The organism is Aeromonas taiwanensis, assembly GCF_000820165.1.
GTDB classification, from domain to species: domain Bacteria; phylum Pseudomonadota; class Gammaproteobacteria; order Enterobacterales; family Aeromonadaceae; genus Aeromonas; species Aeromonas taiwanensis.
The window spans coordinates 1-26,959 of sequence record NZ_CDDD01000058.1 but is presented as its reverse complement, the minus strand read 5'-3'; the positions used below and the strand labels follow the sequence as shown (position 1 = coordinate 26,959).

At 63.2% G+C, this 26,959-nt stretch carries 27 protein-coding genes and 2 tRNA genes; 18 read left to right on the top strand and 11 right to left on the bottom strand.

What is annotated here, in order from left to right; translation table 11 throughout:
• Positions 1 to 259: 259 nt before the first annotated feature.
• Positions 260 to 1,252 (bottom strand): aspartate--ammonia ligase, encoded by a 993-nt coding sequence (gene asnA, locus BN1136_RS10420; RefSeq protein ID WP_043764001.1) that lies wholly within the window; start codon positions 1,250 to 1,252, stop codon positions 260 to 262.
• 154 nt (positions 1,253 to 1,406) lie between these two features.
• Between asnA and asnC the strand changes: the two genes are divergently transcribed.
• Entirely contained in the window at positions 1,407 to 1,868 is a 462-nt protein-coding gene (asnC, locus tag BN1136_RS10415) for a transcriptional regulator AsnC (protein ID WP_043764000.1), read from the top strand.
• Positions 1,869 to 2,005: 137 nt separating this feature from the next.
• On the opposite strand, the gene BN1136_RS10410 is transcribed toward asnC, so the two are convergent.
• A complete protein-coding gene (locus BN1136_RS10410; protein ID WP_043763999.1) occupies positions 2,006 to 2,770 on the bottom strand; it encodes a substrate-binding periplasmic protein in 765 nt (254 codons plus the stop codon).
• A gap of 245 nt (positions 2,771 to 3,015) precedes the next feature.
• The gene (locus tag BN1136_RS10405) at positions 3,016 to 3,420 is read right to left on the bottom strand and encodes a CBS domain-containing protein (protein ID WP_043763998.1); all 405 of its coding nucleotides are present in this window, start codon (positions 3,418 to 3,420) and stop codon (positions 3,016 to 3,018) included.
• A 157-nt stretch (positions 3,421 to 3,577) separates the two neighbouring features.
• Between BN1136_RS10405 and BN1136_RS10400 the strand changes: the two genes are divergently transcribed.
• Positions 3,578 to 4,282 carry an SDR family oxidoreductase gene (locus BN1136_RS10400; RefSeq protein ID WP_043763997.1) on the top strand — a complete coding sequence of 235 codons (705 nt, stop codon included), beginning with the start codon at positions 3,578 to 3,580 and terminating at the stop codon, positions 4,280 to 4,282.
• 57 nt (positions 4,283 to 4,339) lie between these two features.
• On the opposite strand, the gene folK is transcribed toward BN1136_RS10400, so the two are convergent.
• A complete protein-coding gene (folK, locus tag BN1136_RS10395) occupies positions 4,340 to 4,885 on the bottom strand; it encodes a 2-amino-4-hydroxy-6-hydroxymethyldihydropteridine diphosphokinase (RefSeq protein WP_043763996.1) in 546 nt (181 codons plus the stop codon).
• Between the two features lie 125 nt (positions 4,886 to 5,010).
• On the opposite strand from folK, the gene cydH reads away from it, so the two are divergent.
• The 4 genes from cydH to BN1136_RS10380 all read left to right on the top strand — a co-directional run bounded on the left by cydH (position 5,011) and on the right by BN1136_RS10380 (position 8,579).
• Positions 5,011 to 5,103: a cytochrome bd-I oxidase subunit CydH gene (gene cydH / locus BN1136_RS20215; RefSeq protein WP_134694296.1), complete on the top strand. Its 93-nt coding sequence runs from the start codon at positions 5,011 to 5,013 to the stop codon at positions 5,101 to 5,103.
• Between the two features lie 99 nt (positions 5,104 to 5,202).
• The gene (locus BN1136_RS10390; RefSeq protein WP_043763995.1) at positions 5,203 to 6,615 is read left to right on the top strand and encodes a sensor histidine kinase; all 1,413 of its coding nucleotides are present in this window, start codon (positions 5,203 to 5,205) and stop codon (positions 6,613 to 6,615) included.
• A 115-nt stretch (positions 6,616 to 6,730) separates the two neighbouring features.
• Positions 6,731 to 7,240, top strand: coding sequence for a hypothetical protein (locus BN1136_RS10385; protein WP_043763994.1), 510 nt, complete (start codon positions 6,731 to 6,733; stop codon positions 7,238 to 7,240).
• A gap of 58 nt (positions 7,241 to 7,298) precedes the next feature.
• Positions 7,299 to 8,579, top strand: coding sequence for a sigma 54-interacting transcriptional regulator (locus BN1136_RS10380; RefSeq protein WP_043763992.1), 1,281 nt, complete (start codon positions 7,299 to 7,301; stop codon positions 8,577 to 8,579).
• Between the two features lie 72 nt (positions 8,580 to 8,651).
• Here BN1136_RS10380 and BN1136_RS10375 read toward each other — a convergent pair whose 3' ends face one another.
• Positions 8,652 to 9,134, bottom strand: a complete 483-nt coding sequence (locus tag BN1136_RS10375) for a DUF1097 domain-containing protein (RefSeq protein WP_043763991.1) — start codon at positions 9,132 to 9,134, stop codon at positions 8,652 to 8,654.
• Between the two features lie 370 nt (positions 9,135 to 9,504).
• On the opposite strand from BN1136_RS10375, the gene msrP reads away from it, so the two are divergent.
• Both msrP and BN1136_RS10365 read left to right on the top strand, forming a co-directional pair.
• The gene (msrP, locus tag BN1136_RS10370) at positions 9,505 to 10,512 is read left to right on the top strand and encodes a protein-methionine-sulfoxide reductase catalytic subunit MsrP (RefSeq protein ID WP_043763990.1); all 1,008 of its coding nucleotides are present in this window, start codon (positions 9,505 to 9,507) and stop codon (positions 10,510 to 10,512) included.
• Between the two features lie 16 nt (positions 10,513 to 10,528).
• On the top strand, positions 10,529 to 11,167 hold the full coding sequence (locus BN1136_RS10365; RefSeq protein ID WP_043763989.1) for a protein-methionine-sulfoxide reductase heme-binding subunit MsrQ: 639 nt from the start codon (positions 10,529 to 10,531) through the stop codon (positions 11,165 to 11,167).
• Between the two features lie 28 nt (positions 11,168 to 11,195).
• On the opposite strand, the gene BN1136_RS10360 is transcribed toward BN1136_RS10365, so the two are convergent.
• Positions 11,196 to 11,444, bottom strand: coding sequence for a PepSY domain-containing protein (locus BN1136_RS10360; RefSeq protein ID WP_043763988.1), 249 nt, complete (start codon positions 11,442 to 11,444; stop codon positions 11,196 to 11,198).
• A 63-nt stretch (positions 11,445 to 11,507) separates the two neighbouring features.
• Between BN1136_RS10360 and BN1136_RS10355 the strand changes: the two genes are divergently transcribed.
• The 4 genes from BN1136_RS10355 to BN1136_RS10340 all read left to right on the top strand — a co-directional run bounded on the left by BN1136_RS10355 (position 11,508) and on the right by BN1136_RS10340 (position 14,508).
• Complete coding sequence (locus BN1136_RS10355; protein WP_043763986.1) at positions 11,508 to 11,840, top strand: PepSY domain-containing protein; 333 nt, start codon at positions 11,508 to 11,510, stop codon at positions 11,838 to 11,840.
• A 75-nt stretch (positions 11,841 to 11,915) separates the two neighbouring features.
• Positions 11,916 to 12,572, top strand: a complete 657-nt coding sequence (locus tag BN1136_RS10350; protein WP_043763985.1) for an AHA_4052 family stress response regulator transcription factor — start codon at positions 11,916 to 11,918, stop codon at positions 12,570 to 12,572.
• Between the two features lie 31 nt (positions 12,573 to 12,603).
• Complete coding sequence (locus tag BN1136_RS10345; protein WP_043763984.1) at positions 12,604 to 13,953, top strand: sensor histidine kinase; 1,350 nt, start codon at positions 12,604 to 12,606, stop codon at positions 13,951 to 13,953.
• A gap of 93 nt (positions 13,954 to 14,046) precedes the next feature.
• A complete protein-coding gene (locus tag BN1136_RS10340) occupies positions 14,047 to 14,508 on the top strand; it encodes a hypothetical protein (protein WP_043763982.1) in 462 nt (153 codons plus the stop codon).
• Between the two features lie 146 nt (positions 14,509 to 14,654).
• On the opposite strand, the gene torA is transcribed toward BN1136_RS10340, so the two are convergent.
• On the bottom strand, positions 14,655 to 17,135 hold the full coding sequence (gene torA, locus BN1136_RS10335; RefSeq protein ID WP_043808463.1) for a trimethylamine-N-oxide reductase TorA: 2,481 nt from the start codon (positions 17,133 to 17,135) through the stop codon (positions 14,655 to 14,657).
• Between the two features lie 22 nt (positions 17,136 to 17,157).
• Positions 17,158 to 18,288, bottom strand: coding sequence for a NapC/NirT family cytochrome c (locus tag BN1136_RS10330; RefSeq protein WP_043762484.1), 1,131 nt, complete (start codon positions 18,286 to 18,288; stop codon positions 17,158 to 17,160).
• Between the two features lie 286 nt (positions 18,289 to 18,574).
• Here BN1136_RS10330 and BN1136_RS10325 point away from each other — a divergent pair, with 286 nt between their 5' ends.
• On the top strand, positions 18,575 to 20,551 hold the full coding sequence (locus BN1136_RS10325) for a DNA topoisomerase III (RefSeq protein ID WP_043762485.1): 1,977 nt from the start codon (positions 18,575 to 18,577) through the stop codon (positions 20,549 to 20,551).
• 67 nt (positions 20,552 to 20,618) lie between these two features.
• On the opposite strand, the gene BN1136_RS10320 is transcribed toward BN1136_RS10325, so the two are convergent.
• Together BN1136_RS10320 and BN1136_RS10315 are read right to left on the bottom strand one after the other, a co-directional pair.
• Entirely contained in the window at positions 20,619 to 21,974 is a 1,356-nt protein-coding gene (locus BN1136_RS10320; RefSeq protein ID WP_043762487.1) for a TrkH family potassium uptake protein, read from the bottom strand.
• A complete protein-coding gene (locus BN1136_RS10315) occupies positions 21,971 to 22,624 on the bottom strand; it encodes a potassium channel family protein (protein WP_043762489.1) in 654 nt (217 codons plus the stop codon). The genes BN1136_RS10320 and BN1136_RS10315 overlap by 4 nt, the downstream gene beginning before the upstream one ends.
• A gap of 140 nt (positions 22,625 to 22,764) precedes the next feature.
• Between BN1136_RS10315 and murB the strand changes: the two genes are divergently transcribed.
• Positions 22,765 to 23,802 (top strand): UDP-N-acetylmuramate dehydrogenase, encoded by a 1,038-nt coding sequence (gene murB / locus BN1136_RS10310; protein ID WP_043762491.1) that lies wholly within the window; start codon positions 22,765 to 22,767, stop codon positions 23,800 to 23,802.
• Positions 23,799 to 24,764, top strand: a complete 966-nt coding sequence (gene birA, locus BN1136_RS10305) for a bifunctional biotin--[acetyl-CoA-carboxylase] ligase/biotin operon repressor BirA (RefSeq protein WP_043762493.1) — start codon at positions 23,799 to 23,801, stop codon at positions 24,762 to 24,764. The genes murB and birA overlap by 4 nt, the downstream gene beginning before the upstream one ends.
• 79 nt (positions 24,765 to 24,843) lie before the next feature.
• Here birA and coaA read toward each other — a convergent pair whose 3' ends face one another.
• Entirely contained in the window at positions 24,844 to 25,782 is a 939-nt protein-coding gene (gene coaA / locus BN1136_RS10300; protein ID WP_043762495.1) for a type I pantothenate kinase, read from the bottom strand.
• 263 nt (positions 25,783 to 26,045) lie between these two features.
• Here coaA and BN1136_RS10295 point away from each other — a divergent pair.
• The 3 genes from BN1136_RS10295 to BN1136_RS10285 form a co-directional block, all read left to right on the top strand.
• Positions 26,046 to 26,130 (top strand) — tRNA-Tyr (locus BN1136_RS10295).
• Between the two features lie 38 nt (positions 26,131 to 26,168).
• Positions 26,169 to 26,243: transfer RNA gene (locus BN1136_RS10290), tRNA-Gly, on the top strand.
• Positions 26,244 to 26,414: 171 nt separating this feature from the next.
• Positions 26,415 to 26,959, top strand: a 545-nt coding sequence (locus tag BN1136_RS10285; RefSeq protein WP_043808498.1) for a GTP-binding protein, incomplete at its 3' end; no start/stop codon positions are given.

Here is a 26,959-nt window from a genome sequence, read left to right as displayed (position 1 = left end):
GTTTACAACGCCAGCCCTCGGGCTGGCGTTGTCATATCCATGAAGCGGAAATAAAAAAACGGCAATCCGAGGATTGCCGGGAGGAATGTATTCGATGCGACCTGGCGTGGGTTGAGCGGGTCGCAGGGGCAAGCCCCGGTTGCGCGGAGGACCATCGAGGATGGTGCCCTGCTTACAGCCTGTCCGGACTGCGCTCGTTCAGTCCGCACCGCCACACTCTTGCGGCGTCCGCCTCACCCGGCCGGACGCACTCCATTCGTTACAGCATGCCCTGAACGGCGGCTTTCATTTCGGCCGGCCAGACACCGACCTGGACCTGGCCGATATGTTCCTTCTGCAGCAACAGCATGGCCAGACGGGATTGGCCGATGCCGCCGCCGATAGTCTGGGGCATGCGCTCCGCCAGCAGATCCTGGTGCCAGTCGTACTGCAGGCGATCCTCGTCACCGGTGATGGCGAGCTGGCGGCGCAGCGCCTCGGCGTCGACGCGGATCCCCATGGAGGAGATCTCGAAGCTGTCTTCCAGCACCGGGTTCCACACCAGGATGTCGCCGTTCAGACCCGCCAGACCCAGCTCGCTGTGGCTGCTCCAGTCGTCATAGTCCGGAGCGCGCACGTCGTGGCGCTCACCGTGGGACAAGGCCCCGCCGATGCCGATGAGGAAGACGGCCCCCAGCTCCTTGGCGATGGCGCGCTCACGCCCCTTGGCGTCGAGATCCGGGTAGCGGGTCAGCAGCTCTTCGCTGTGCAGGAACTGGATGTCGCTCGGCAGGAAGGGGGTCAGGTCGTGCTCGGCACAGACGGCGCGCTCGGTGGCCTTGATGGCGGTCCAGATGCCGCGCACGGTGTCCTGCAGGTAGGCCAGATCCCGGCGCTCGCTCGGCATCACCTTCTCCCAGTCCCACTGATCCACGTAGACGGAGTGGATGGGGCTGAGTCTGTCTTCGTCCGGACGCAGCGCCTTCATGTGGGTGTAGATGCCCTCGCCCGGGCCGAAGCCGAAGCGGCCCAGGGTCTGGCGCTTCCACTTGGCCAGGGAGTGCACGACCTCGTAGCTGTGTTCAGGCAGGGTTTTCACCTTGACCTGCACCGCATGCTCACAGCCGGAGAGGTTGTCCTGGGTGCCGTCACCGACGCGACTCAGAATGGGGGCTTGTACCTCCATCAGGCCGAGCTGCAATGCGAGTTGGCGGGAGAACATCTCTTTGACGAAGCTGATCTGCTGTTGGCTGCGAATGTAGTGCTGTTTCATGCTGAATTACCTGTCTTGAACCCGTTGAATGCGATGATTCTTCAACGGATTGCCAACTAAATTCAATATTCGATAATAGAAATAGGCTTTATGTATTTTTTTCTTCAAAATAACCGCCTTATTAATGAGATATCATCAAAGGGAGTGCAAAAAAGTGTCAGAAAATTATCGGATCGATAATCTCGATCAGGCCATCCTGACCGCCCTGATGGACAATGCGCGGATCCCCTATGCTGAGTTGGCCAAGCAGCTGGCGGTCAGCCCGGGGACCATTCACGTGCGAGTGGAAAAGATGAAGCAGGCGGGAATCATCGAGGGTACCCGGGTGCAGGTGAACCCCAAGAAGCTCGGCTATGACGTCTGCTGCTTCATCGGCATCAATCTCAAGAGCGCCAAGGACTACCCCTCGGCCCTGGCCAAGCTGCAGGCGCTGGAGGAGGTGGTTGAGGCCTACTACACCACGGGCCACTACAGCATCTTCATGAAGGTGATGACCCGCTCCATCGACGAGTTGCAGACGGTGCTGATCCACAAGATCCAGACCATCGACGAGATCCAGTCCACCGAGACGCTGATCTCGCTGCAAAACCCGATCCTGCGGGACGTGAAGCCCTGAGGTGTGCTCGGGAGGGCATCCGGGGCTCAGAGTATGGAGGAGCGTCGCGAGATCCCTCTCCCGCGCAAAACACTGACCTCGCTGCAAAACCCGATCCTGCGGGACGTGAAGCCCTGAGACGTGTCGTGTGGGCCGGATCAGGGCTCGAGGTAGGGAATGCCGTACTTGTCGTAGATGGCCTTGAGGCGGCCGTCCTGCTTCATGTGCAGCAGCTCGGCATCGTAGGCCGCCATCAGGGCCGGGGTGTCGGCATCGGCCCTGGCACGGGTCCAGACATTGAAGTAGGGGCTGGTCTTGAGGGGTTTTGGCAGGTAATCGACCTTGCCCGCCAGCCCCTCCTCTCTGATCTGGTCGAAGGCGGTGACCAGGGACATGGGGACGACGTCGATGCGTCCGGCGATCAGTTTGCGCAACTGCAACTGGTTGATTGGGATCTCCTGGAAGTGATAGGCAGGGTCGACCATGGCCGCCATGAGCTCCGGAGTGTAGGAGAAATCCCGGGTGACGCCGATGCGCCAGGGCTTGAGATCCGCCAGAAGGTCGTAGTGGATCTGCCCCGCGGAGTCCTTGCGCACGAAGAAGTGCCAGCTATGGCGGATGTGGGCCTGCTGGGGGTAGAGCAGGTAGCGTTCCCGTTCCGGCTTGTAGGAGTGGGTCAGCAACAGGTCATAGAGGCCGTTCTCGGCATTGCGGGTGAGCCTGGCCCCAGAGTCGACCAGCTCTATCTTGATGGGGACATGGAGGGTGCCAAAAATGGTGCTGACCAGATCCACATCCAGGCCTCTGGGCTGGCCGCGCGCATCGAGCCACTTCAGGGGCGGTTCGAGGATACCGCCAATGACCAGCTCCCTGGCCGACAGCCAGCAGGGCAACAGCAGGCAGAGCACGAGCAAGCTTCGCAAGTCACATCTCCTGAGCACGCGGAAGGTCACGCGCACGGGATGTGGTGACCGTCAGATATCTAAGTAGAGACGACCCCGAATGGCAAACCCTGAAATGGGAATGCACGAGATGCCCTCGACAGGGTAGGTCCCAGGCTCTATCGTCTCGGTCTGAGTCTGACACCGTGGCGGTCGCGATGTCGAGGGGAGGGTGGGCAAGGTGTGACGCCTGCCCGTCCGATGATGAGGGCGGACCGCCCTCCCGGCTAGGTCGCCTGACACTGCTTCATCTGGGTGTTGAGGGCTCGCATCACCTGCCGGCGGTTGATGATACCGATCACCTTGCCCCCTTCCAGAACCGGATAGACCTTGGGTTTGGCGCCGGTCATCTGGCGGGCCAGATCCAGGATGCTGTCGTCCGGGGCAACGAACAGCGGTGCCCGGCTCATCAGATCCTCGACCCGGGTGCGGGTGTCGCAGTGATAGCTGTCGGTGAGCAGGCTGGGGATGCAGTCCTGCTCGGAGAGGAATCCGATGAGGTGCCGCCGGTCGTCCAGTACCGGCAGGCCGCCGAGGTCGGCCTGATGGAGCCGGTCCAGCGCCTCGGCCAGGCCGAGCTCCGGGCTGAGGCTGTGGCTGAGACGCTGCATGTGATCGCGAACTTGTAGCATGATGGGGCTCCATAAGGGGTCGATGGGGCCACTATGCCCGGCCAGCCCGGCGAGGGGCCAATGGGTTTGGCCGCAGAGATTGATAGGCAATTCAATGAGCGGCCCCTTCGCGGTTCCGGCACGGGATCGGGAGGGGTCACAACTACAAGGAGAGGGTATGCGGGCATTGGTGACAGGGTGTGGCCGTCGACTGGGGTTTTACCTGTGCGAACAGCTGGTCGCGGCGGGCTGGCAAGTGACGGGCAGCTATCGCAGCGAGCGCCCCGAGCTGGCCCATCTGCGGGCCCTGGGGGTGGAGCTGGTCAAGGCGGACTTCGCCAGGGAAGGGGAGGTGGACGGGCTGATTGCGGCGCTGGCGCCCCATCAGGATCTGACGTTGGTCATCCACAATGCCTCGGCCTTCGAGCCGCAGGCGGACGAGCAGTCGGCCCAGCTGGCCCAGTTCGAGCAGTTCTACCGGGTGCACATGGCGGCTCCCTTCCAGCTGAATCGGGCGCTGGCCCCCCGGCTGGCCCAAAACGCCAACGCCGGCATCATCCACGTCACCGACATCTACATCCACGCACCGGCCCCCCGGTTTGCCGCCTATGTGTCGACCAAGGCGGGGGCCCATTCGCTCGCCATGAGCTTTGCCCGCGAGCTGGCGCCCGCGGTGCGGGTCAACACCATAGAGCCGGGGCCCATCCTGTTTCTCGACGAACACGGTGATGAGTGGCGTGAACAGGTGCTGGCCAAGACGCCGCTGGCGCGGGAAGGGGGGCTCGAGCCCATCTGGCAGGCGGTGCAACTGCTGATAAGCAATGACTACATGACCGGGGCCAGCATCCGGGTGGATGGGGGGCGGTCCCTGGCCGTCATCTAGACGGCATGCCCCCGGAAAAGACTGAGGCGCCTGCGGGCGCCTCAGTGCATGGCACTGTCAGTGGTGCCGAATGGTCGTCTGCCTGGCGGGGAGTTCCGGCTGGGTATTGCCGGGGAGCGGGGGCGTCTCGGGCTGGCTGAGCTCGACGGGGGCGTGGCCGAAGACCTGTTTCGCGAACACCTTGCTGCCAGGCAGGCTCAGCGTCACCTTGCCGGCATCGATGTGCCCTCCCCGATACATTTCGGCCAGCAGGTCGCCCAGGTAGGCATCCACCCTGGCGCTGGCGAAGTCGTCCCGCTCGTCGCAGGTGAGGATGTCGATGTCGAGCGGCCTGTCCGCCACCTTGCACAGGGGGTGGTTGCGATCCCGGCCATGGGTCAGCTCCATGGTGACAAACTCGGCCTTGAGCTGGGTGGCGGAGAGTTCGCTCTGTACGACGAACAGGCAGTTGAGAAAGTCGTGGCGCGACTGCATGCCCACCGGCTTGGTCTGGATCACCGAGCTCAGGCGCAGGCGCCCGAAGCGTGCCAGCAATTGTCCCACGGCCTGGCTCACGTGCTGGGCCGGGTCGAGGTTGGATCCAATGCTACAGAGGTAAAACATGCTTGCCCTTCCTTGGGTTGGTCTCGTCTGAAATATATACGCGGCTCACGGATATCGGATTTACTATGAATTAACATGTCATTATCTGTTGTGATCCAACTCTGATTGGCAGAAAGGAGGTTTGCATGAGCGTGGAGATGAAATGGGCACTGTTGGCCGCAGCGGGAGCCCTGACCGTGATAATGGTCATCTGTGTGGCGTCCGTCGGTCTGGCGTGACCCCACCCTGAGAGCAATCAAACCGGCTGCCAAGCCGGTTTTGCTTTTTGGGGCAGTGCGGATATGCTGGCCCCCCATGATGACGCGAGACAGCAGAAGATGACCAAGGTTCGCCCCCGCTCCCTGCTCCAGGTGGTATTGATGGGCTTCGTGCTGGTGCTGATGCCGCTGGGGGGCATGATCTGGCACGACAGCCAGGCGCTCTCCCACCTGGGCCAGTTGACCAGCGACGAGATGGAACGCGCGGTGCGGGATACCCGCCGGGCGACCCTGCTCACCACCCAGGCCATCGACCTGGAGCGCACCCTGCGTCGCTACGCCGTGCTCGGAGACGAGCGCATTCTGGCGAACTATCAGCAGCAGCTGGCCCGCTATCGGGAGCTGCTCGGCATCCATCAGCAATCCATCCCGGATGCCGAGGTCTACGGCGAGCTCGAGGCCGCGCTCACCTGGCTCGATGGCCTGCAGGATCTCGGCAAGGCCAGGCAGGAGGCGACCAGCCCAAACTTCACCAGTTTCAATGAGCTCAACCAGCAGCTGGAGGTCGTCACCCGAAGCCAGGTTGACGATCATGTCTCCCGCATGCGGGCCGCCATCGCGGAGCTGAAGCAGGAGATCTGGTGGGTCAGCGGCTTCGTGGTGGGGCTCAGCCTGCTGCTGGTGCTGCTCTTTACCTACCTCATCATCCACCCCGTACGTCAGATTGAGTCGCGGATCCTGAGTCTGGGGGCCGGGGTCGAGCCGGATCCACGGCCGGTGGACGGCCCGGCCGAACTGGTGCTGCTGGGGGAGCGGATTAGCTGGCTGCACGACAAGCTCAAGGAGCTGGAACAGCAGAAGTACCAGTTCCTGCGCCACGTCTCCCATGAGTTGAAGACCCCCCTCGCAGTGTTGCGGGAGGGAGCGGATCTGCTCTCCGAACAGCTGGTGGGGCCCCTCAACGGGGATCAGCAGGAGATCTGCCAGATGCTGGAGGAGAACAGCCGCCGGCTGCAGACCCTGATCGAACGCCTGCTCGACTTCAATCGCCTGAGCCAGCAGGAGGTGTTCAGCCTGACAGCGGTGCCTCTGGCCCCTCTGCTGTCCGATCTGTCCGAAGAGTACCGGCTGGCGCTGGAATCCAAGCAAATCAGTGTACACTTGCCGCCCGACCCCATCAGTCTGCAGGCCGAGCCCTATCGCCTGCGGCTCATCCTCGACAACCTGTTCTCCAACGCGGTCAGCTACGGCGCCAAGGGGGGGCAGATCTGGATCCGGGCCGGCCAGAGCGACAATGGGGGCTGGCTGGAGGTGGCCAACGAGGGGCCCGTCATCCCGCTGGATGAGCGGGAGCGGATCTTCGAGCCTTTTGAGCAGGGCAGCATAGTACGGCAGGGATTGTTGAAGGGGTCCGGGATGGGCCTCTCCATCGCCCGTGAGTCGGCGATGAGTCTGGGTGGCGAGCTCAGGCTGATCGAGGATGAGCAGGCAGATGTCTGCTTCCGACTGGATTTGAAACAAGGTGCGGCATGACGGGATCAGCCGTGCCGACGACAGCCCTTCATACCGGGGCAGCCCATTGCAACTGACTATTGAGACGAACGGGCGGATGCCTGTTTTCCCCCTTGGATCCTAAGTGACATTCAAGATGAAACGATTTGTTGTTCCCGTGTTGATGATGAGCCTGCTCGCGGGCTGCTCCCTGCTCCCATCCCGCAGCCTCACCGAGCCCTCCCAGGAGGCGGTCGCCAGGCGGATGGAGTTTGCCAACAAGGAGATGCAGGTACGCCTGCAGTACTCGGACTGGCTGCTGGCCAGTCATCCCCAGCAGCGGATGCAGGAGCGCCAGCGCCTGACCGGTGCCACCGATCTCGAGAGCCGGGTCAGCCTGGCCATGGTCAACACCCATCCGTCCGAGTCGGTGGCCAGCCGCCGGGCCGGACTCGACAAGCTCAAGTCCCTCCTGCCCGAACTCGGCCTGGATGCCCAGGCCTTCCTGCGCAGCTGGATAGCCCTCGGCGAGGAGCTGCTGGTGCGCGACAGTCGTCGCGATGACCAGAGCCAGGAGGTGCAGCGTCTGCGCCGCCAGATAGAACAGCTTTCCGCCATCGACGAGCAGCTCAACGAGCGTAAGCTCAATGGAGGGGGCCAGCCATGACACGCCGGTCCTGTGCCGGGATCATCCCCCCGGCTCTTCACGCAGAAGGAGTGAGAGCATGAGCCGCATTCTGCTGGTGGACGACGATGCCAGTCTGCTCAAGCTGATGAGCATGCGCCTGCGCAGCCAGGGCTATGAGGTGGATACCGCAGACAGTGCCGAAGGGGCCCTGGACAGGCTGCGGCAGCAGCGGGCCGACCTGGTGCTGAGCGATCTGCGGATGGGGGGCATGGACGGACTGGCGCTCTTCGAGCGGATCCAGTCCCAGTGGCTCGGCATGCCGGTCATCATCATGACCGCCCACGGCACCATTCCCGACGCCATCCAGGCGACCCGCTCCGGGGTGTTCAGCTTCCTCACCAAGCCCATCGACAAGGATGAGTTGCTGGTCACTATAGAGCACGCCCTGAGCCTGACCCGACCGAAGCAACAGCACGAGTGGCAGTCCCTCATCCAGACCCGTAACCCGCAGATGGAGCAGCTGCTTATCCAGGCGAGCAGCATCGCCACCATGGACGTGCCCGTTCTGATCCTGGGGCCTTCCGGCGCCGGCAAGGGGGTCATGACCCAGGCGCTGCATCAGGCCAGCCACCGCCGCGACAAGCCGCTCCATACCATCAACTGCGCCGCCCTGCCCTGGGGAGCGCTGGACCTGCAACTGTTCGGTGAGGACGGCCAGTCCGGCCTGTTTGCCGAGGCCAGGGGCGGCACCCTCTTCCTCGACGAAATCGGGGATCTGTCGGAGTCGCTGCAGGCCAAGTTGCTGCAGGTGTTGTCGGAATATGGCCAGGGCACACCCGAGGTGCGGGTCATCAGCTCCAGTCATCAGGATCTGGTCGCCGCCATGGAGGAGGGACGCTTTCGGGAGGATCTCTTCTACCGCCTCAACGTGGCCAACATCACCCTGCCTCCTCTCAGTGCCCGCAGCGAGGACATCCCGCTGCTGGCGCGCCAGGCGCTGGACGACTATCGCAGTCGCCACGACAACTGCGCCGCCCTCGGCTTCTCGCCGGAAGCGCTGGCCATGCTGGCGGCAGCGGCCTGGCCCGGCAACGTACGCCAGCTCTACGGGGTGGTGGAACAGCTCGCCAGTCTCTGCTGCAGCCCGGTGATCGGGGCTGCCATGGTGGAATCCGCTCTGAGTGGCGGCGGTGGCGGCATTCCCTCGTTCAACGAGGCGCGGGCCGAATTCGAGAAGGAGTATCTGATCCGTCTGCTGCGCACCACGGAGGGGAACGTGACTCTGGCGGCCAACATGGCGGGAAGAAACCGCACCGACTTCTACAAGCTATTGAATCGACATGGTATCGAGGCAGCAAACTTCAAGTCGAAGGGATAAATGACAGAGGGGCGGCCCGTCGATGACGGACCGCCCCTCTTGTTTCAGACCGAACCGGTCACCTTGGCAGGCTCAGGCCGGGTCGGTGACGCCGACCTCGGGCTGGGCCTTCTGGGTTTTATGGGAGAGCCAGAGGCCGCTTGCCTTCATCAGGTAGCCGAACAGGGCACCGATCACCAGGGAAGGCAGAATGAGGCGCCACTCGCCGGCCGCCCCGAAGGTGGCGCAGCAACCGGCGAAGGTGCCGGGAATGTAGGAGAGCCACTGCTGTTTCGCCTGCACGCACATCAGGGTCGCGACCACCCCCGTCATCAGATAGCCGGCCATGCCTGCGCCCCACCAGGACTCCCCGTGGATCAGCAAGAGTGCCCACAGCATGCCGGTGGCGTTGCACAGCAGGGTCTGCAGCAGCGCCTTGTAACCGCCGCTCGAGGCGAAGTAGCTGGTGCAGCCGAGGAAACCGACCCAGGTGATGAGGCCGAGGGCGGCGGCCAGTCCGCCCCAGACGGCGGAGAGGATCCCGGTCGTGATGGCGATGGCGATCAATGGGCTCATGGCGTGACTCTCAGTGGTTGAATCCGGAAAAGGAGGCAGCCTACTCTGCGGCAGAGAGGCGGCAAGCGGGGGCGGAATTGTGTGTGATCCAGGTCACTCTTTTCAACCCGGGAATACGCTTGCGCTCGCGAAAAAAATTCATTGGAGACGCCGCAATCCTTGAACCATAGTTAGAGGCCCTGTCCTGCTCATGGAGTGAGTCTGATGGTGCCAAACGTGATCGTTCCTCTGCTGGTGTTCGTAGTGCTCTTCCTGGCCGGTACCATGGCCAAGGCACTGCCCCTTTATCAACTCATGTAATGTTGTGTGAAATAAAACTCGGCCGGGGCGGGTCTTATGGTTGTCAGCCTCATCGTCCCGGGAGTTTTTCATGTTGATCAAGCGCCGTACTTCTCATCACCCCACCGAACAGGATGTCACGCCGGAAGCCGTCTATCAGGATCGTCGCCTCATCCTCAAGGGACTGGGATTGGGTGCCGTCGCAACTCTGGCCTTCCCGGTCAAGGCAAGTCTGCTGGATCTCTTCGGCTCTAAACCGAACGTGCCCGCCACCCCGGCCAGGCCGCTCGACATCCGCGCCGCCGCCCGGCCAGAGGGGCTGATCCTCACCCCGGAGGAGAAGGCCACCACCCACAACAACTTCTATGAGCTCGGCACCGACAAGGGGGATCCCGCTCGCAACGCCCACTACCTCAAGCCCGAGCCCTGGACTCTGAAGGTGGGAGGGGAGGTGGCCAAGCCCTTTACCCTGGATGTGTGGGATCTCATCAACAAGACCACGCTGGAGGAGCGGATCTACCGGTTGCGCTGCGTGGAGGCCTGGTCCATGGTGCTGCCCTGGAGCGGCATACCGCTGGCGGATCTTATTCGCCGGGCCGGGCCCACCAGTCGCGCCAAGTTCGTGGCCTTCGAGACCCTCTATGATCCCGAGCAGCTGCCTGGGCAGGCCTCCCGCTCCCTCGGCGGCGGCATCGATTATCCCTATGTGGAGGGTCTGCGCCTCGACGAGGCCATGCACCCCCTCTCCTTCCTCGCGATGGGGCTCTACGGCAAGGCGCTGCCGGCGCAGAACGGGGCGCCCATCCGGTTGGTGGTGCCCTGGAAGTACGGCTTCAAGAGCATCAAGAGCATCGTCTCCATCCGCCTGGTGGAGGAGATGCCCCCCACCACCTGGAACCTGCTGGCACCGAACGAATATGGCTTCTATGCCAACGTGAACCCCGAGGTGGATCACCCGCGCTGGAGCCAGGCCAGCGAGCGCTTCATCGGCGAGGGGGGCATCTTCGGGGCCAAGCGTCAGCCGACCCTGATGTTCAATGGCTACGGCGACGAGGTGGCCTCTCTCTATCAGGGGATGGATCTGCGCAGATGGTATTGAGGCGGGAGGAGCTGACATGACATTGCGACTGACGGCGCGCCACATCACCCTGCTGCGGGCCCTGGTACATCTGGCCTCGCTGGGCTTTTTGCTCTGGCTCGGCTATGCGGTGCCGGCGGGTCTGCTGGGGGGGGATCCGGTACAGGGGCTGACCCACTACCTCGGCAAGGGCGCCCTGCACCTGCTGCTGCTGACCCTGCTGGTGTCGCCGCTCGCCAAGCGCTGGCGACAGGGCCAACTCGTCAAGCTGCGCCGCCCCCTCGGGCTCTGGTGCGCAGTCTGGGCCGGCCTGCACTTTATGGTCTGGCTGGGGCTGGATCTGCAGTTCGACTGGGGGCTCATCGGGGGGGAACTGGTAAAGCGCAGCTATATCGTGGTGGGGATGGTGGCGCTGCTGCTATTGCTGGCCCTGAGCATCACCTCGCTCCCGGCCCTGTTGCGGGCCATGGGGCCGGCCTGGCAGAGACTGCACAACTGGATCTACGCGGTGGCCCTGTTGGTGCCGGTGCACTACTGGTGGTCGGTCAAGAGCGGCTGGCAGGAGCCCCTCATCTATCTGCTGCTGGCCTGTGCCCTGCTGTGGCCGCGCCGGGACAAGCTGCTGCGCCCCTGGCGCCAGCGCCAGTCACTGAAGGGGACGCAGGGCGCCGTGTAGCAGCCGTCGCGCCCATAGCAGAAGAGGCCTATCTGGCCTCTTTTTTGGTGATCTCCCCGCTGTAGGCGTCGACCTCCAGCTGAACCCGCTGGTTGTCGGCATTCAGGGTGTCCACCTCGAATTTGTCGTCTTCCAGCTCCACTTCCCGAATGTCGTGATACCCTTGAGCCAGCAACAGCTTGACCAGTCCGGCCATGTCGAGACGGCTCTGGGCCGCCCAGCCAACGGTGGAAAAGAGACACAAGATCAGCAGGATACTGCGTGGGATCATATTCATTCCGGATTCATGGCAGGCACACTATAAACGGCATTATGTTAGGTTTTGAGAGATGAATCACCCATGAATAGCGCGCTGCCCCTGCTTGGATTGCTGCTGCCGATGCTGGTGCAGGCGGCCCAGCCGAACGAGGCCTTGCTGCAACAGGCAGTGAGCGAGGGGCGGATACGGCCTTTTCATGAGCTGATGGAGGTGGCGTCCCGCCTGCCGGTGCGCGTGCTGCGCGTCGATCTGGGGGAGGAAGACGGGGTCTGGCTGTATGAGCTCAGGCTCATCGACGAGGAAAACAGCGTCATCAAGGTGGGATATCGGGCCGACAACCTGGAGATGGTGTGGCTCAAGGGACACCATCTGGAGCGCCTGTTCGAGCCGCGCCCGCCTCCGGACGAGGAGTGATCCCTGCTGCCCACCCTGGTGCCTCGCCTCCAACCGCTGCCGAGAGAGGCGCAATTCTGCTTTGGATATCCATTTATGCGAATTCTGATAGTTGAAGATGAAAAGATCCTGGCGAACCAGCTGGCTGAACAGCTGCGCCTGTCCGGTTTCGTGACTGACCTCTGCCACGACGGCAACGAGGCGGGCTTTCTCGGCGAGACCGAACCCTATGACGCCATCATCCTGGACCTCGGCCTGCCGGGGCGCGACGGCCTGAGCGTGCTGAAGGAGTGGCGCAGCAAGGGGATAGATACCCCTGTGCTGGTGCTGACCGCCCGCGGCCAGCTGCATGAGAAGATCGAGGGATTGAACGCCGGTGCCGACGACTACCTCACCAAGCCGTTCCAGGTCGCCGAGCTGGTGGCCCGGGTGCAGGCCCTGGTGCGCCGGGCGGCGGGCAACGCCAGCTCCATCCTCGAGATCGGCGGGGTGCGTCTCGACATGGCGGCCTCCCAGGTCTGGTACGAAGGTACCCCCATCAAGCTCACCGCGCACGAATTCCGGGTGCTGGGTTACCTGATGCAGCACAGGGGCAAGGTGGTGTCCCGCAGCGAGCTCATCGACCACATCTATGCCCAGGATTTCGATCGCGACTCCAACACGGTGGAGGTGTTCATCGGCCGGATCCGCAAGAAGACCCATGCCGATCTGATCGAGACGGTGCGCGGGCTCGGTTACCGGATCAACGAATGACGCTGAGGTACGAGACGTCATGGTGGGCTGAATGAGGCTGGTGCGAACCCTGCGGGGACGGCTGGTAGCCATCGCCCTGGTCTGGTGCGGCCTCTTCCTGTTCGCTACCGGTTTCAGCCTGCAGACCATGATGCGCAACTACTGGCAGGAGGCGGAGGCTGACGGCCTTCGCCTGCAGCTCTACGATCTGCTCTCCCGCCTCGAGATCCAGCCGGATGGCATGCCTGTCGTGACCGAACCCATGGCCGACCCCCGTTATCGTCAACCCTATTCCGGCTACTACTGGCAGCTGGAGCTGGGAGAGACGGTGGTAAGCCGCTCCCGTTCCCTGTGGGATGCTCACCTGAGCGCCCATGGCCTGAAGTCGGCCTTTGGCGATCCGGATCTCTTCGTCGGCAAGGGGCCCAACAAGGAGCCCCTGCTGATCATGACCCGCACCGTGCTGCTGCCGGGCTCTGATAGGGTCTTCACTCTGGTGATGGCCAAGGACAGCAGCGCTTTGACCCAGACCCTGAAGAAGACGAGGATCAGCCTGTTCCTCGGCCTCGGCTTCGCGGCAACCGGTCTGGTGCTCGGCTTCATGTTCCAGATCGTCTACGGCCTGCGCCCGCTCCACCTGCTTCGCCGCGAGCTGAGTCGCGTGCATCAGGGTCATCAGGAGGGGTTCAGGCTGCGCTACCCGCTGGAGATCCAGCCGCTGGTGGAGGACATCAACCGGTTGCTGCACCACTACGGCGAGCTGCTGCAGCGGGCCCGCTCCCACACCGGCAACCTGGCCCATGCACTCAAGACGCCGCTCAGCATCATGCGCAATCAGGTGGCCCAGCTGCCGCCTGAAGATCAGGCCGCCATCGGCGAGCAGCTCGACCAGATCCAGCGCCACATCGACTATCACCTCGGCAAGGCGAGGGTGACCGGTGCCGCCAAGATCCTCGGCGTCTCGACCCCGGTGCGGGCCAGGGTGGAGTACATCTGCCGCGCCTTCTCCCGCCTCTATCCGGGCAGGGAGGTGGATCTGCAGGTGCCGGCCAATCTGGCGGTCGGGGTGGAGGAGCAGGACTTCGACGAGATGGTGGGCAACCTGCTGGAGAACGCCTTCAAGTGGTCCGCCGGCCGGCTGCGTATCTCCAGCGCCGAGCTGGGGGGCTGGATCACCCTGCGCATCGAGGATGACGGTCCCGGCATGAGCGAGGATCAGATCGCCAAGGCGGTGCTACGGGGGGTGCGCCTCGACGAGAAGGTGCCGGGCTCGGGCCTTGGCCTCAACATCGTCTCCGATCTGGCGGAAGCCTATCGCGGCAGCCTCATCATGGGGCGGGCGGAGCTCGGCGGTCTGGCCGCTTCGCTCTCCCTGCCCAAGGTGGCCAGGATCGAGAGCTAGGCACCGCTGGCGCCCTGTCTCGCCCGCGCTGGCAAGGGGGGGGCGCCCGGCATAAGATAAGGCACTTTGTTTCAAGGTTGAGGAAGGGTAGCAATGAGTGACGATCCGTGGGCACTGTGTCATCTCGACGATTCGTTCGATGCCTCCGTGCTGGGGACCAAGGGAGCCCAGATCCAGTGGTTCGAGGACAGGGACGCCCTGATCCAGTTCCTGCTGGAGGATTTCGTCGATCTGCTGGCCGATGTGGGCGAGCTGGACGAAGACCAGACCGAAAGCGCCCGCGAGCGCTTCACCCTGCTGGTGGAGCAGAGCCTGGACGACCGCAGCCTGATGGACGCCATCAACGACCTCGCCTCCGGCCTGCGTCGCATCGCCTGGCTGGGGCCGCTCTCCGAGCTGGCGGAGATCAGCGACGACTTCGCGAGCGGGTTGCGGGCCTTCTTCTGGACCCAGTATGACGGGGACGAAGATGACCCAGAGGCCTGGGTGCCGGAAGATCTCTGGCCCCAGCTGGTGGAGTGTGCGGAAGAGTACATGGTTGAGGGTGACTTCTGAGTCGCCTCGTCTGCGCTCTGGCCACAACCTGGGTCGAGTGTGCGGAAGAGCACAGGGTCGAAGGGGACTTCTAAGGCCCTTCTAGGTCATTTGAATAAGCAAACGGCGCCTTGATGGCGCCGTTTTTGCTGGCCTGCCAGCCAACGTCAGGCGTTGGCTGGCACCTCGTGGGCGGTGTTGGCCGGTACGGGGCCGCTGTACTTCTCGATCTGCAGCTGGGCCATGTGGCCGCAGTTGCCCTGGGCCAGGCTAGAGGAGCCCTCGTCGAAGGTGAGGCAGTTGACGTTGCCGTTCTTGCACAGGCTCCCCGCTTCCCCCGGCTTGGCCGGGTCGAACCAGGCCCCCTCGCAGATCCGCACCACCCCGGGGCGGATATCCTCGGAGATCAGGGCCCCCACCAGGATCTGGCCGCGCTCGTTGAAGGCGCGCACCAGATCGCCACCCTGGATGCCGCGCGCCTTGGCATCGGCCGGGTGGATCAGGATGGCCTCCCGATCGGCCACCGCGAACTTGTCCCGCAGCGGGGTGTTGTCGAGCTGGGAGTGCAGCCGCTGGGTCGGGTGGGAGGTGTTGAGGGACAGGGGGTAGGTGGCCGCGACATCGCTCTTGCTCCACTCCCTGGGCTCATACCACCTGGGGTGGCCGGCGCAATCGGCATAGCCCATGCTCGCCACCGTCTTGGAGAAGATCTCTATCTTGCCGGACGGCGTGCCGAGTGGATTGAGCAGCGGGTTCTCGCGAAAATCGGCGTGGCGGATCCACTGGCGGTTCGCTTCCGGGATGGGGAAGCGCACATAGTTGTTGGACTCCCAGAACATGCTGAACGGCGGCAGCGCGACCCGGGCACCGCGTGCCTGGGCGGCCATGCCGTCGTACATCTGCTTGAGCCACAGCATCTCGTCCTTGCCCTCGGTGTACTGCTCCTGCAGCCCCAGCTTGGCGGCCACGGCGCTGAAGATGTCGAAGTCGTTGCGGGCTTCAAACTGGGGCGGTACGCACTGGTGCATCGGAAACACATAGCGCTGGGAGTAGTCGCCCCCCATCTCCAGATCGTTGCGCTCGTAGCTGGTGGTCACCGGCAGCACGATGTCGGCGTGCTTGGCGGTGGCGGTCCAGTAGGGCTCGTGGACGATCACGGTCTGCGGCCTGCGCCAGGCCTGCAGCAGGTTGTTGGTGTCCTGGTGGTGGTGGAAGGGGTTGCCGCCCGCCACGTACACCAGCTTGACGTCCGGGTAGGTCACCTTGCGGCCGTTGAAGTCGATGGTCTTGCCCGGGTTGGCCAGGCAGTCGGCGATGCGAGCCACCGGGATGGGGGCCGGGCTGTTCTTCGGCGCGTTGCCGGCGGAGATACCGGCCAGTATGCCCCCCTTGGCGGTGGGGCTGCCACCGGAGGAGTAGTGATAGCTGAAGCCGTAGCCCCCGCCAGGCAGGCCGATCTGGCCCAGCATGGCGGCCAGGGTGATCAGCATCCAGTTCGGTTGCTCGCCGTGGTGCTGCCGCTGCATGCCCCAGCCAGCCATGATCATGGTGCGCCTGGAGGCCATGTCGAGGGCGAGCTGGCGGATCACCTTGGCCTCGACGCCGCAGATGGCGGCCGCCCACTCGGCGCTCTTGGGCTCGCCGTCGTCCTTGCCGAGCAGGTAGGCGAGGAAGGTGTCGAACCCCGTGGTGTAGCGGTCGAGGAAAGCCTGATCGTGCTTTTTCTCGCTATACAGGGTGTGGGCCACCCCCAGCATCATGGCCACGTCTGTGTAGGCATTCGGGGCAATCCACTCGGCATTGGCCTGCTTGGCGGTCTCGTTGTAGACGGGATCGATGCTGATGACCCGGGTGCCTTTCTCTTTCAGCGCCTTGAAGCCCGCCTGTCCCTCGTGATCCGGCATGTTCCAGCTGTTCTTCAGGGTGACCTGGGCGTTGACCCCCCAGAGCACCACCAGTTCGGCGTGCTCCACCACGTTGGGCCAGGCGGTCTGCTGCTCGTACACCTCGATGGAGCCCATCACGTGGGACATGATCACCTGGGCGGCGCCGGTGGAGTAGTCACCCGCATAGCCTGTGAAACCGCCGGCCAGGTTCATCAGGCGGTGCAGCAGGGTGCGGCTGTTGTGGAACATGCCGACGCTCTTCCAGCCGTAGGATCCGGCGTGGATGGCCTGGGGGCCGAAATCAGACTGGACCCGCTGGATCTCGCCAGCCACCAGTTCGATGGCCTTGTCCCAGCTCACCCGTACCCACTGGTCGGCACCGCGCAGCTCGGGCTTGGCGCCCGGGCCGTGTTCCAGCCAGCTCTTGCGCACCATGGGAAACTTGATGCGATTTTTGGCGTGCACCTGGAACGGCGCCATGTCGATGAGATCGTTCGGCGCCGGATCGTCCGCCACCGGCTGGACGCGCACCATGCGACCATCGGCGACGATGGCCTCGAACGCTCCCCAGTGGGCACCGGTCAGTATGCCCTTCTGGGCGGGCACCAGGGTGGGGAACTGTTCGAGGGCCGTGCTGATGGCCTGGGCCAGGGCGTGTTTCGGGAACAGGGTGCCGAGCAGGGGCAGGGCGGCGCAGGCCCCCAGGCCCTTGAGCAGGCTGCGGCGGGAGAGGGTGGTCTGTTGGTCATTGAAAAAAGTCATGGGGAAATCCTCTGTTCCGGCCTTAGTGCGCAGTGCTCATGTCACTGGCGTGTTTCTGCACGTATTGGGTGAGCATGCGAGCCTGCTCCGGGGTGAGGGAGGTACGGGACTCCATCCCCTTGATGACGCCGATCCACTGGTTGGCATTGAAGTGGTCGAGCGCGGTGAGACCGTGGCAGCCGGTGCAGTTGTTGGACATCAGGGTGGAGGCGTATTGCCACAGCTTGCCCTGGTCGCCGATGAGCTGGCGCTGGTCGACCCAGGCGGTCAGGCTGACCTGATGCCAGGTGAGGTTGGTGGCGCTGTCGGTCTCGCTCTGGCCGGTCACGAGGGCCTTTCTGGCGGTCTCGCCGACCAGCACACTCAGGATCCGTTTGCCGGGGGCGGCGTAGAACACCTCGCTCACGCCATCCTGCTGCCAGCCGTCGATGCGCACCTGGGCGCGGCCGTTGTCGCTGGCCAGGATGGCAACCTGGGTGGAGGGCATCAGGGTGCCTTCATCCGTGGTGGCCTTGGCATCCAGATAGAGCGGGGTGGTGGCGATGGCGTAGCGGGTGGTGACCGAGGCGGGCGTCTGGGCGGCAGCAGCGGCCAGTTCGCTGGCACCGGCGGCGGCCAGCTCGCTCATGTCGGGCATGATATGGGCGACGCCGCGGTGGCAGTCGATACAGGTCTGGCCTTCCTTGATGGCGACCGGGTGCTCGGTGCGGGCGTTGGGGCGCTGGGCCAGGATGTCCATGGCGGCGTAGCTGTGACAGCTGCGACAGGTGGCGGAGTCGTTGGCCTTGAGCTGATCCCACACCGACTGCGCCATGCGCAGCTTGTGGGCCTCGTATTTTTCAGGGGTGTCGAGGGTGCCGATCGCCTCGTGATAGATGTCCTTCACGGCGCGGATCTTGGTCCAGAGGTAGGAGGCGGGATCATTGGGGATGTGGCAATCGGCGCACTCCGCACGGATGCCCTTCGCGTTCTGGAAGTGGACGCTGCCCTGATACTCGGCGAGCGGGGTCTGCATGGTGTGGCAGGAGACGCAGAACTCGGTGGAGCTGGTCTTGTGCAGCACGGTGACGGTGACCCCCAGCGCGGCAACCCCCAGCAGGGCTCCGAGCAGCAGGAGCCAGAACCAAGTCTTTCTCAGCATTTTTCCAAGCATGGCGACAGTGTCCTTCGAATCGGGTAATACCAATATAGTAGTAGTATTGGGATTCGCGGGGTTGACCTTGGTCATGACTTTAATTTCGAGTGAAAACCTTTTTTTGTTCGAAAGTTTTATATTTCTATAGTTTTCCGTATATAAGCCGATCTTTGCCTGCGCAAGGGGAGGGACGCCGCAAAGGATGGATCCTCCGCCTGCAGGTTCGGCTGGTCAGCCCGGACCTGGGCTTTGTATGGCGAGAGATGTATACTGTTCGCATATACAGTATTCAGGTGTGTCTGTCATGCGACTCTTTATCGCCGAGAAACCCAGCCTTGGCCGCGCCATCGCCGACGTCTTGCCCAAGCCCCACAAGAAGGGGGAGGGGTTCATCGAGACGGCCCAGGGGGATGTGGTGACCTGGTGCATCGGCCACCTGCTGGAGCAGGCAGAGCCAGATGCCTATGACGCCGCCTTCAAACAGTGGCGGATGGATCACCTCCCCATAGTGCCGAGCCAGTGGCAGCTGGTGGCCAAGCCCAAGACCAGGACCCAGCTCGCCGTCATCAAGCGTCTCATCAAGCAGGCCGACTGCGTGGTCAACGCCGGTGACCCGGACAGGGAGGGGCAGCTGCTGGTGGACGAGGTGATCGACTTCCTCGGCTACCCCAAAACCAAACCGGTGCAGCGCTGCCTCATCAGCGACCTCAACCCGCCGGCGGTGCGCCGTGCCCTCGACAAGCTCAGGGACAACAAGGAGTTCGTGCCCCTGGCGGTATCGGCCCTGGCCCGCAGCCGGGCCGACTGGCTCTATGGCATCAACATGACCCGCGCCTACACCCTGCTGGGCCGCAAGGGGGGCTGCAGCGAGCTGCTCTCGGTCGGTCGGGTGCAGACCCCTTTGCTCGGGCTGGTGGTGCGACGGGATCTCGAGATTGAGGCCTTCGTCCCCAAGCCCTTCTACGAGGTGCTGGCCCACTTGGTGACAGACAACAACGAGCGTTTCAGCGCTAAGTGGCTGCCCTCCGAGGCTTGCTTGCCGTGGCAGGACGAGGAGGGGCGGGTGCTCAACCGGGCGCTGGCCGCCAAGGTGGTGGAGCGCATCCAGGGGCAGTCCGCGCAGGTAGAGGAGGTGGAGGAGCAGGCCCGCAAGCAGGCGGCGCCGCTGCCCTACAACCTCTCCAGCCTGCAGATCGATGCGGCCAAGCGTTTCGGCATGGATGCCAAGCGGGTGCTGGATGTCTGCCAGAGCCTCTACGAGCGCCACAAGCTCATCACCTATCCCAGATCGGACAGTCGCCATCTGCCGAGCGAACACTTCAACCGGGCACCCCAGGTGCGGGAGGCGATCGCCGCCACGGCCCCGGCGCTGGCCAGGGCGGTGAACGAGGCGGACGGCAGGATCCGCAGCAAGGCGTGGAACGACGGCAAGGTGGATGCCCACCACGCCATCATCCCCACCGAGAAGCGCGGCAATGAGGGGAGCCTGGGGGCCGACGAGGCCAAACTCTATGGCCTCATCGCCCGCCAGTACCTGCTGCAGTTCTATCCGCCGTTCGAGTACAACGACAGCAAGGTGCTGCTGCGCCTTGCCGGCGGCCTGTTCCAGGCCAAGGCGCGCCGCATCCTCAAGGCGGGCTGGAAGGCCTTGCTCGGGGTGGAGGAAGATGACGATGAAGAGAAAGCCGGCACTCTGCCCGCCCTGAAGAAGGGGGAGCAACTGCTTTGCGAGCGGGGGGAGTTGCTGGAGAAGATGACCCAGCCGCCCAAGCCATTCACCGACGCCACCTTGCTGGCGGCCATGACCGGCATCGCCCGCTACGTGCAGGATCCCGAGATCCGCAAGACCCTGCGGGAGACCGACGGCCTCGGCACCGAGGCGACCCGGGCCGGGATCATCGATCTGCTGTTCAAGCGTCGCTTCCTGGTGCGTCAGGGCAAGAGCATCAAGGCGACCCCCACCGGACGAGCCCTGGTTCAGGCGTTGCCTGCCAGCGCCACTACGCCGGACATGACGGCGCTGTGGGAGCAGAGCCTCGGCCAGATCGCCGAGCGCCACGGCAGCTACCAGCAATTCATGGGGCCCCTGACCGAACAGCTGCACGGGCTGGTGGAGGGGGCTAGGCAGGATTCCGGCGCCAGCTTCAATGCCCTGCCAAAGACGGCGCCGGGGGCGGCCAAGCGACGCTTCACCCGACGCAAGAGCGCGGCCCCCGCCAGCGCAGGTGGGGGCGGCCGCAAGAGCACGGGCAAGCGCTCGAGCGGGAGCAAGGCCGCTTGAGCTGACAAGCGTTGAACGCAAGAGAGGGGCCAGGGGCCCCTCTCTTCATTCGCTTGCATGCAAGGGCTCACCCCGTGTAGACGCTCTCTTCCGGATAGCGGATCCGGGTTTCGCTCGGTCTGGAGAGCATGATGGCCAGGGTCAGCGGGCCGAGACGGCCGCAGATCATCACCAGCACCAGGATCAGCTTGCCCGGTTCGCTCAGGGAGGCAGTGATGCCGGTCGAGAGGCCGACGGTGGCAAAGGCCGAGACGGTCTCGAACATGATCTTGTCGAAAGAGTGTGACTCGGTGAGCATCAGCAGGAACATCGCCAGCATCAGCACCATGGTGCTGACGATGATGATGGCCAGGGAGCGGGTCACTATCTGGGGGGAGAGGGTGCGGCCATAGGCGGTAACATGGGGCCGTTTGGTCAGGAAGGCCCGGGTCGCCAGCAGCACCACGGCGAAGGTCGTCACCTTGATACCGCCCCCCGTCGATGTCGCTCCGGCCCCGATGAACATCAGCATCATCATGAACAGCAGTGAGGCCGGCACCATCTGGCCGATGTCTATGGTATTGAATCCTGCGGTACGGGCGGTCGCAGACTGGAAGAAGGCGGCCAGTAGTTGACCGCCCAGGTCGGCGTTGCCAAAGGTGCCGGGATTGTTGTGCTCCAGCAGCCAGAACATCAGGGTGCCCAGCAGCAGCAGTGCAGGGGTCATCACCAGCATCAGCTTGCTGTGCAGTTTCAGCTTGCGCCAGCGACGGTGACGCACCAGATCGACGATGACGGTGAAGCCGACGCCGCCGAGGATGAGCAGGGCCGGAATGGTCAGGCTGATGATGGGGTCATCTCTATAGTCCATGAGATTGTTGGCAAACAGCGAGAAACCGGCGTTGTTGAAGGCGGATACCGCATGGAAAAAGCTGACGTAGAGGCCGTGGGACCACCCCATTTCGGGTACCCAGCGAATGGCCATGATGGCGGTGCCGATCAGCTGGGCAATCAGGGCAAACAGGACGATGCGCTTCACCAGCTGGACGATGTTGACCGATCCTTCCTGCCCCAGCGCCTCCTTGGCCAGTACCTGCTGGCGCAGGCCGACCCGTTTGCTGAACATGGCGATGAGCAGCAGGGTCATGGTCATCTGGCCCAGCCCGCCTATCTCCATCAGGATGAGCAGGATGATCTGTCCCTGCAGCGTGAAGGCCGTACCTGTATCCACCACCCCGAGACCGGTCACGCTGATGGCCGAGGTGGCGGTAAACAGGGCGTTGATGAAGGTGACCTCGCCCTTGTGGCTGGAGGGTTGAACCAGAAACAGGGTGCCGACCAGCAGAATGATGAGGAAGCTGCCGAGGATCAGCCTGGCTTCACTCCAGCGGGAGTTGTCCTCCCGATAGAGGGTGAAGGTGTAGTTGCTGCGCCAGTTGATCATAGGGTGTCGAGCCAGTGATCGATGGCGTGCTTGTTGCCGGCCAGGATCAGGATGTCACCGAGCTGCAGCTCCATCTTGCCGGTCAGCACGTTGTGCAACACCTCACCGCGTTTGATGGCCAGCAGCTGGAAGTCGCTCTGCTGCAGCAGGTGCATATCGGCCAGAGTGCGGGCGTTCTGTTGCAGACCGATCACGAACTCGGTCAGCACCATGTCGTGGCCCAGCTCCAGATAGTCGAACAGGCGGTTGTCCAGCATGCTCTGGGCTACCCGGCGCCCCATGTCCCACTCGGGGTTGATCACCTTGTCGGCACCCACCTTCTGCAGGATCTTGGCGTGAAACTTGTCGCGCGCCTTGACCCATACCTTCTTCACGCCGGCCTCTTTGAGCACGAGGGTGGTGAGGATGCTGGTCTCGAGGTTGTCGCCGATGGCGACGAAGACGATGTCGAAGCTGGCCAGCCCGAGTTCGGCGACCGTGGCCTCGTCGGTGGCATCGGCGACGATGACATGGTTGCACAGGGTGGCGATCTGGCGGGTCTTGCTCTCATCGATGTCGATGGCCAGCACTTCGGCATCCTGCCGCTGCAGCTCTTCACACAGCGCACTGCCAAACAGGCCGAGACCGATGACGGCGAATTGGTTGTTCATTCATGCCTCCTCAGGGGGTCGAAGAAGTTACTCTACTCCAGCGGATTGAGTCCGAGAAGTCTGAGTCCGATCCGCACCCGGATTTTTCGTCCTGCAGGATCTGGGGTAAACTGCGCCCCTGATCTTGTCGGGACACACAGATGAAACTCACCCCCCATGCCCCCCTGTCGACCCTCAACACCCTGGGCCTCGAGGCTCACTGCCTCTGGCTGGCAGAGGTGACCCAGCTCGATGACCTCGTGCAGCTGCGAGCCAGCGCCGAGCTGAGCGCCTTGCCGCGCCTGGTGCTGGGAGGGGGGAGCAACATCCTGTTTTGTGATGACTTTGCCGGCCTGGTGGTGCACAACGGCATGAAGGGGATCGCGGCTCATGACGAAGGTGAGCACTGGCTCCTGCATGTGGCGGCGGGCGAGAACTGGCACGAGCTGGTGTGCCATGCCCTGCGGCAGGGATGGCACGGATTGGAGAACCTGGCGCTGATCCCCGGCACCGTCGGTGCCGCCCCGGTGCAGAACATCGGGGCCTACGGGGTCGAGCTGGCCAGCGTCTGCGCCTACGTGGAGGCATTCAACTGGCAAAGCGGCGAGCTGGAGCGCATCGCCGCAGCCGACTGCCAGTTCGGCTACCGTGACAGCATCTTCAAGCACGACTATCAGGACTCCCACTTCATCACTGCGGTCGGGTTGCGCCTGCCCAAGGCCTGGCAACCGGTTGCCGGTTATGGTCCCCTGGCCGCACTGGGTGAGGCTCCGACGGCGCAAGCCATCTTTGATACCGTCTGCGCCACCCGCATGGCCAAGCTGCCAGACCCGGCGATACTCGGCAACGCGGGCAGCTTCTTCAAGAACCCCGTGGTGCCCGCCGCACTGGCGGAGTCCCTCAAGCTGAAATACCCCCAGATGCCGCTCTATCCGGCGGGTGAAGGGCTGGCCAAGCTGGCGGCGGGGTGGCTCATCGATCAGTGCGGGCTCAAGGGCTTTGCCATCGGCCGCGCCGCCGTCCATCAGGAGCAGGCACTGGTGCTGGTTAACCTCGGTGGTGCCAGCGCCATGGAACTGATCGCCCTGGCGGCCCATGTCCGCGACACCGTGGAACAGAAGTTCGGCGTGGCGCTGGAACACGAGGTGCGCTTCATGGGAACACAAGGCGAGACCTGGCTGGACGAGGTGCTCTCATGACCCTGACACCCATCAGACAGACCCTGATCGGCCTGCTGAGCGACGGCCAGTTTCACTCCGGCGAACAGCTGGGCGAGCAGCTCGGCATCAGCCGGGCGGCGGTGAGCAAGCACATGGCCGCGCTCAAGGATCTGGGCCTGGATCTGTTCAGCCTGACCGGCAAGGGCTATCGTCTGGCGGTGCCCATGGCGCTCTACGACGAGGCTCAGTTGCGGGCGCAGGCTCCCATGGCACCGGTGCATTGCTTCCCGGTGATCGACTCCACGAACCAGTATCTGCTGGAGCGTGTCAACCAGCTGAGCACCGGCGAGAGCTGTCTGGCAGAATGCCAGACCGCCGGACGGGGGCGCCGTGGCAAGCCCTGGGTCTCCCCCTTCGGTTGCCAGCTGATCCTGAGCATGTACTGGCGGCTGGAACAGGGCATGGCGGCCGCCATGGGACTGAGCCTGGCGGTCGGGGTCGCCGTGGTGGAGGCGCTGGAATCCCTCGGCTACCCCGGAGTGGAGCTGAAGTGGCCCAACGATCTCTACTATCAGGGCCGCAAGCTGGCTGGCATCCTGGTGGAGATGAGCGGCAGTGCCGGGGCCAGCTGCCATCTGGTGATAGGGGTCGGCCTGAACCTGGCCATGCCACGACAGCAGGGGGAGAAGATCGACCAGGCCTGGTCCGAGCTTCGCCACATCCAGCCCGAATTGGTGGATCGCAACCAGCTGGCCGCCTCCGTGCTGCTGCATCTGCAGCAGGCCATGCAGACCTTCGAACAGACGGGGCTGACGAGTTTTGTCGAGGCGTGGAACCGGCTCGATCACTTTGCCGGTCAGCCGGTGAAGCTGCTGATGGGGGATCAGGTTATTCGCGGAACGGCCCGGGGGATCGACGATCGCGGCGCCCTGCGTCTGGAGACGGAGGAGGGGATCAAGTACTACCTGGGGGGGGAGATCTCCCTGCGCCGGGGCGACTGAGCGCGCATTGTCCGCTCGGGATTGCGGACATGAAGAGGGGGCCTGCGGGCCCCCTCTTCTTTTGTATCGAGCGTTGCGGCTACTTGCGCAGCTTGATCTGCTCGATGGCGTGCTGGTTGCCCTTGGTCAGGATCAGGTTTGCACGCTCCCGGGTTGGCAGTATGTTTTCGACCAGATTGACGTAGTTGATCTCTTGCCAGATCCCGGAGGCGACGGCCACCGCCTCGCCATCGCTGAGCTGGGCATAATGATGGAAATAAGAGTTGGGATCGGAGAAGGCGCCGCTGCGAAACTTGAGGAAGCGCTCTATGTACCAGCTCTTGAGCAGGTCTGCCTCGGCATCCACGTAGATGGAGAAGTCGACAAAATCCGACACAAAGACGCGATGGGGATCCTGGGGATAATCCATGCCGCTTTGCAGCACGTTGAGCCCTTCCAGGATCAGGATGTCCGGCTGCTCCACCACCTTCTTCTCGTCGGGCAGGATGTCGTAGATGAGGTGGGAGTAGACGGGGGCCTCGACCCTCTCGTGGCCGGCCCGGACATTGGCCACAAACTCCACCAGATGACGGATGTCATAGGATTCCGGGAAGCCCTTTCGACGCATCAGGCCGCGGGCCTCCAGCTCCTTCTTGGAATAGAGAAAGCCATCCGTGGTGATGAGTTCGACCTTGGGGTGTTCCGGCCAACGTTCCAGCAGAGCCTGCAGGATCCGCGCCGTGGTGCTTTTGCCGCCCGCCACGCTGCCGGCGATGCTGATGATGTAGGTGCCCTTGCCGCGGGACTGGCCCAGAAACTGTTCCAGCACCCGGCTGCGGCGCTGCTTGGCCTTGACGTAGAGATTGAGCAGGCGGGAGAGGGGCAGATAAATCTCTTCCACCTCCTGCAATGACACCTTCTCGTTGATCCCGCGCAGGGTCTGCAGATCGTGCTCGGTCAGGGTCAGGGGGACCGCATCGCGCAATAACGCCCATTGTTCGCGGGTGAATTGCAAATAGGGGTTATGCTCTGTCGTCATGGTGTCATCACTGTTTCTTGGGCAGGGCGACCATACACCAAGGGGTCGGGAGCGACAAGGGACCTGTCTGGCCGTGACCGAGAAGGAGCGTTTTTTTGCATAGTTCCCGGCATAAATGCACATTTTGCAAGGCGCAATGGTTGCATCCCCAAAATCCTTACCATAAAATGCGCGACGCTTGGATGTCTGTCGCCTATTTGCCCAGCAAAAGCGACAAAAACAACGGGTGCAAGCAGAATTACCGTTGTGGCATTTGTGCAACTGGAGGGGTTCCCGAGCGGCCAAAGGGATCAGACTGTAAATCTGACGGCTCTGCCTTCGAAGGTTCGAATCCTTCTCCCTCCACCATATTTCTCTGCGGTTTGAGTTCTTTGGGTTAGAGAAATGCGGGCATCGTATAATGGCTATTACCTCAGCCTTCCAAGCTGATGATGCGGGTTCGATTCCCGCTGCCCGCTCCAAGATGCTGATATGGCTCAGGTAATTCTGAAAGCCACACCCTAGGGTGAGTTCGGCAATCGAACCAGCCTGTCAGCACCGCCTCTCTACTCCCCCTGATTCAAATCCATCATATAAACTGTTCTGTGGTTAGCTTGCCACCGCGTACTCAGCGTTAGTTTAGAGGGACGATCATGTCTAAAGAAAAATTTGAGCGTAATAAACCGCACGTTAACGTGGGTACCATCGGCCACGTTGACCACGGTAAAACCACCCTGACCGCCGCCATCACCAACGTGCTGGCCAAGCACTTCGGTGGTAAAGCTTTCGCCTTCGACCAGATCGACAAGGCACCGGAAGAGCGTGAGCGTGGTATCACCATCAACACCTCCCACGTAGAATACGACACCGCTACCCGTCACTACGCTCACGTAGATTGCCCGGGTCACGCCGACTACGTTAAAAACATGATCACCGGTGCTGCCCAGATGGACGGCGCAATCCTGGTAGTAGCAGCGACTGACGGCCCGATGCCGCAGACTCGTGAGCACATCCTGCTGGGTCGTCAGGTAGGCGTTCCGTACATCATCGTGTTCATGAACAAATGCGACATGGTCGATGACGAAGAGCTGCTGGAACTGGTCGAGATGGAAGTTCGCGAACTGCTGTCCGAGTACGACTTCCCGGGTGATGACCTGCCGGTGGTTCGTGGTTCCGCGCTGAAAGCGCTGGAAGGCGA

Excerpts from the sequence above, each read along its gene's own strand:
- asnA (WP_043764001.1), bottom strand. The coding sequence starts at position 1,252 with ATGAAACAGCACTACATTCGCAGCCAACAGCAGATCAGCTTCGTCAAA.
- BN1136_RS10405 (WP_043763998.1), bottom strand. The coding sequence starts at position 3,420 with ATGCTACAAGTTCGCGATCACATGCAGCGTCTCAGCCACAGCCTCAGC.
- BN1136_RS10400 (WP_043763997.1), top strand. The coding sequence starts at position 3,578 with ATGCGGGCATTGGTGACAGGGTGTGGCCGTCGACTGGGGTTTTACCTG.
- folK (WP_043763996.1), bottom strand. The coding sequence starts at position 4,885 with ATGTTTTACCTCTGTAGCATTGGATCCAACCTCGACCCGGCCCAGCAC.
- cydH (WP_134694296.1), top strand. The coding sequence starts at position 5,011 with ATGAGCGTGGAGATGAAATGGGCACTGTTGGCCGCAGCGGGAGCCCTG.
- BN1136_RS10390 (WP_043763995.1), top strand. The coding sequence starts at position 5,203 with ATGACCAAGGTTCGCCCCCGCTCCCTGCTCCAGGTGGTATTGATGGGC.
- BN1136_RS10385 (WP_043763994.1), top strand. The coding sequence starts at position 6,731 with ATGAAACGATTTGTTGTTCCCGTGTTGATGATGAGCCTGCTCGCGGGC.
- BN1136_RS10380 (WP_043763992.1), top strand. The coding sequence starts at position 7,299 with ATGAGCCGCATTCTGCTGGTGGACGACGATGCCAGTCTGCTCAAGCTG.
- BN1136_RS10375 (WP_043763991.1), bottom strand. The coding sequence starts at position 9,134 with ATGAGCCCATTGATCGCCATCGCCATCACGACCGGGATCCTCTCCGCC.
- msrP (WP_043763990.1), top strand. The coding sequence starts at position 9,505 with ATGTTGATCAAGCGCCGTACTTCTCATCACCCCACCGAACAGGATGTC.
- BN1136_RS10365 (WP_043763989.1), top strand. The coding sequence starts at position 10,529 with ATGACATTGCGACTGACGGCGCGCCACATCACCCTGCTGCGGGCCCTG.
- BN1136_RS10360 (WP_043763988.1), bottom strand. The coding sequence starts at position 11,444 with ATGAATATGATCCCACGCAGTATCCTGCTGATCTTGTGTCTCTTTTCC.
- BN1136_RS10355 (WP_043763986.1), top strand. The coding sequence starts at position 11,508 with ATGAATAGCGCGCTGCCCCTGCTTGGATTGCTGCTGCCGATGCTGGTG.
- BN1136_RS10350 (WP_043763985.1), top strand. The coding sequence starts at position 11,916 with ATGCGAATTCTGATAGTTGAAGATGAAAAGATCCTGGCGAACCAGCTG.
- BN1136_RS10345 (WP_043763984.1), top strand. The coding sequence starts at position 12,604 with ATGAGGCTGGTGCGAACCCTGCGGGGACGGCTGGTAGCCATCGCCCTG.
- BN1136_RS10340 (WP_043763982.1), top strand. The coding sequence starts at position 14,047 with ATGAGTGACGATCCGTGGGCACTGTGTCATCTCGACGATTCGTTCGAT.
- torA (WP_043808463.1), bottom strand. The coding sequence starts at position 17,135 with ATGACTTTTTTCAATGACCAACAGACCACCCTCTCCCGCCGCAGCCTG.
- BN1136_RS10330 (WP_043762484.1), bottom strand. The coding sequence starts at position 18,288 with ATGCTTGGAAAAATGCTGAGAAAGACTTGGTTCTGGCTCCTGCTGCTC.
- BN1136_RS10325 (WP_043762485.1), top strand. The coding sequence starts at position 18,575 with ATGCGACTCTTTATCGCCGAGAAACCCAGCCTTGGCCGCGCCATCGCC.
- BN1136_RS10320 (WP_043762487.1), bottom strand. The coding sequence starts at position 21,974 with ATGATCAACTGGCGCAGCAACTACACCTTCACCCTCTATCGGGAGGAC.
- BN1136_RS10315 (WP_043762489.1), bottom strand. The coding sequence starts at position 22,624 with ATGAACAACCAATTCGCCGTCATCGGTCTCGGCCTGTTTGGCAGTGCG.
- murB (WP_043762491.1), top strand. The coding sequence starts at position 22,765 with ATGAAACTCACCCCCCATGCCCCCCTGTCGACCCTCAACACCCTGGGC.
- birA (WP_043762493.1), top strand. The coding sequence starts at position 23,799 with ATGACCCTGACACCCATCAGACAGACCCTGATCGGCCTGCTGAGCGAC.
- coaA (WP_043762495.1), bottom strand. The coding sequence starts at position 25,782 with ATGACGACAGAGCATAACCCCTATTTGCAATTCACCCGCGAACAATGG.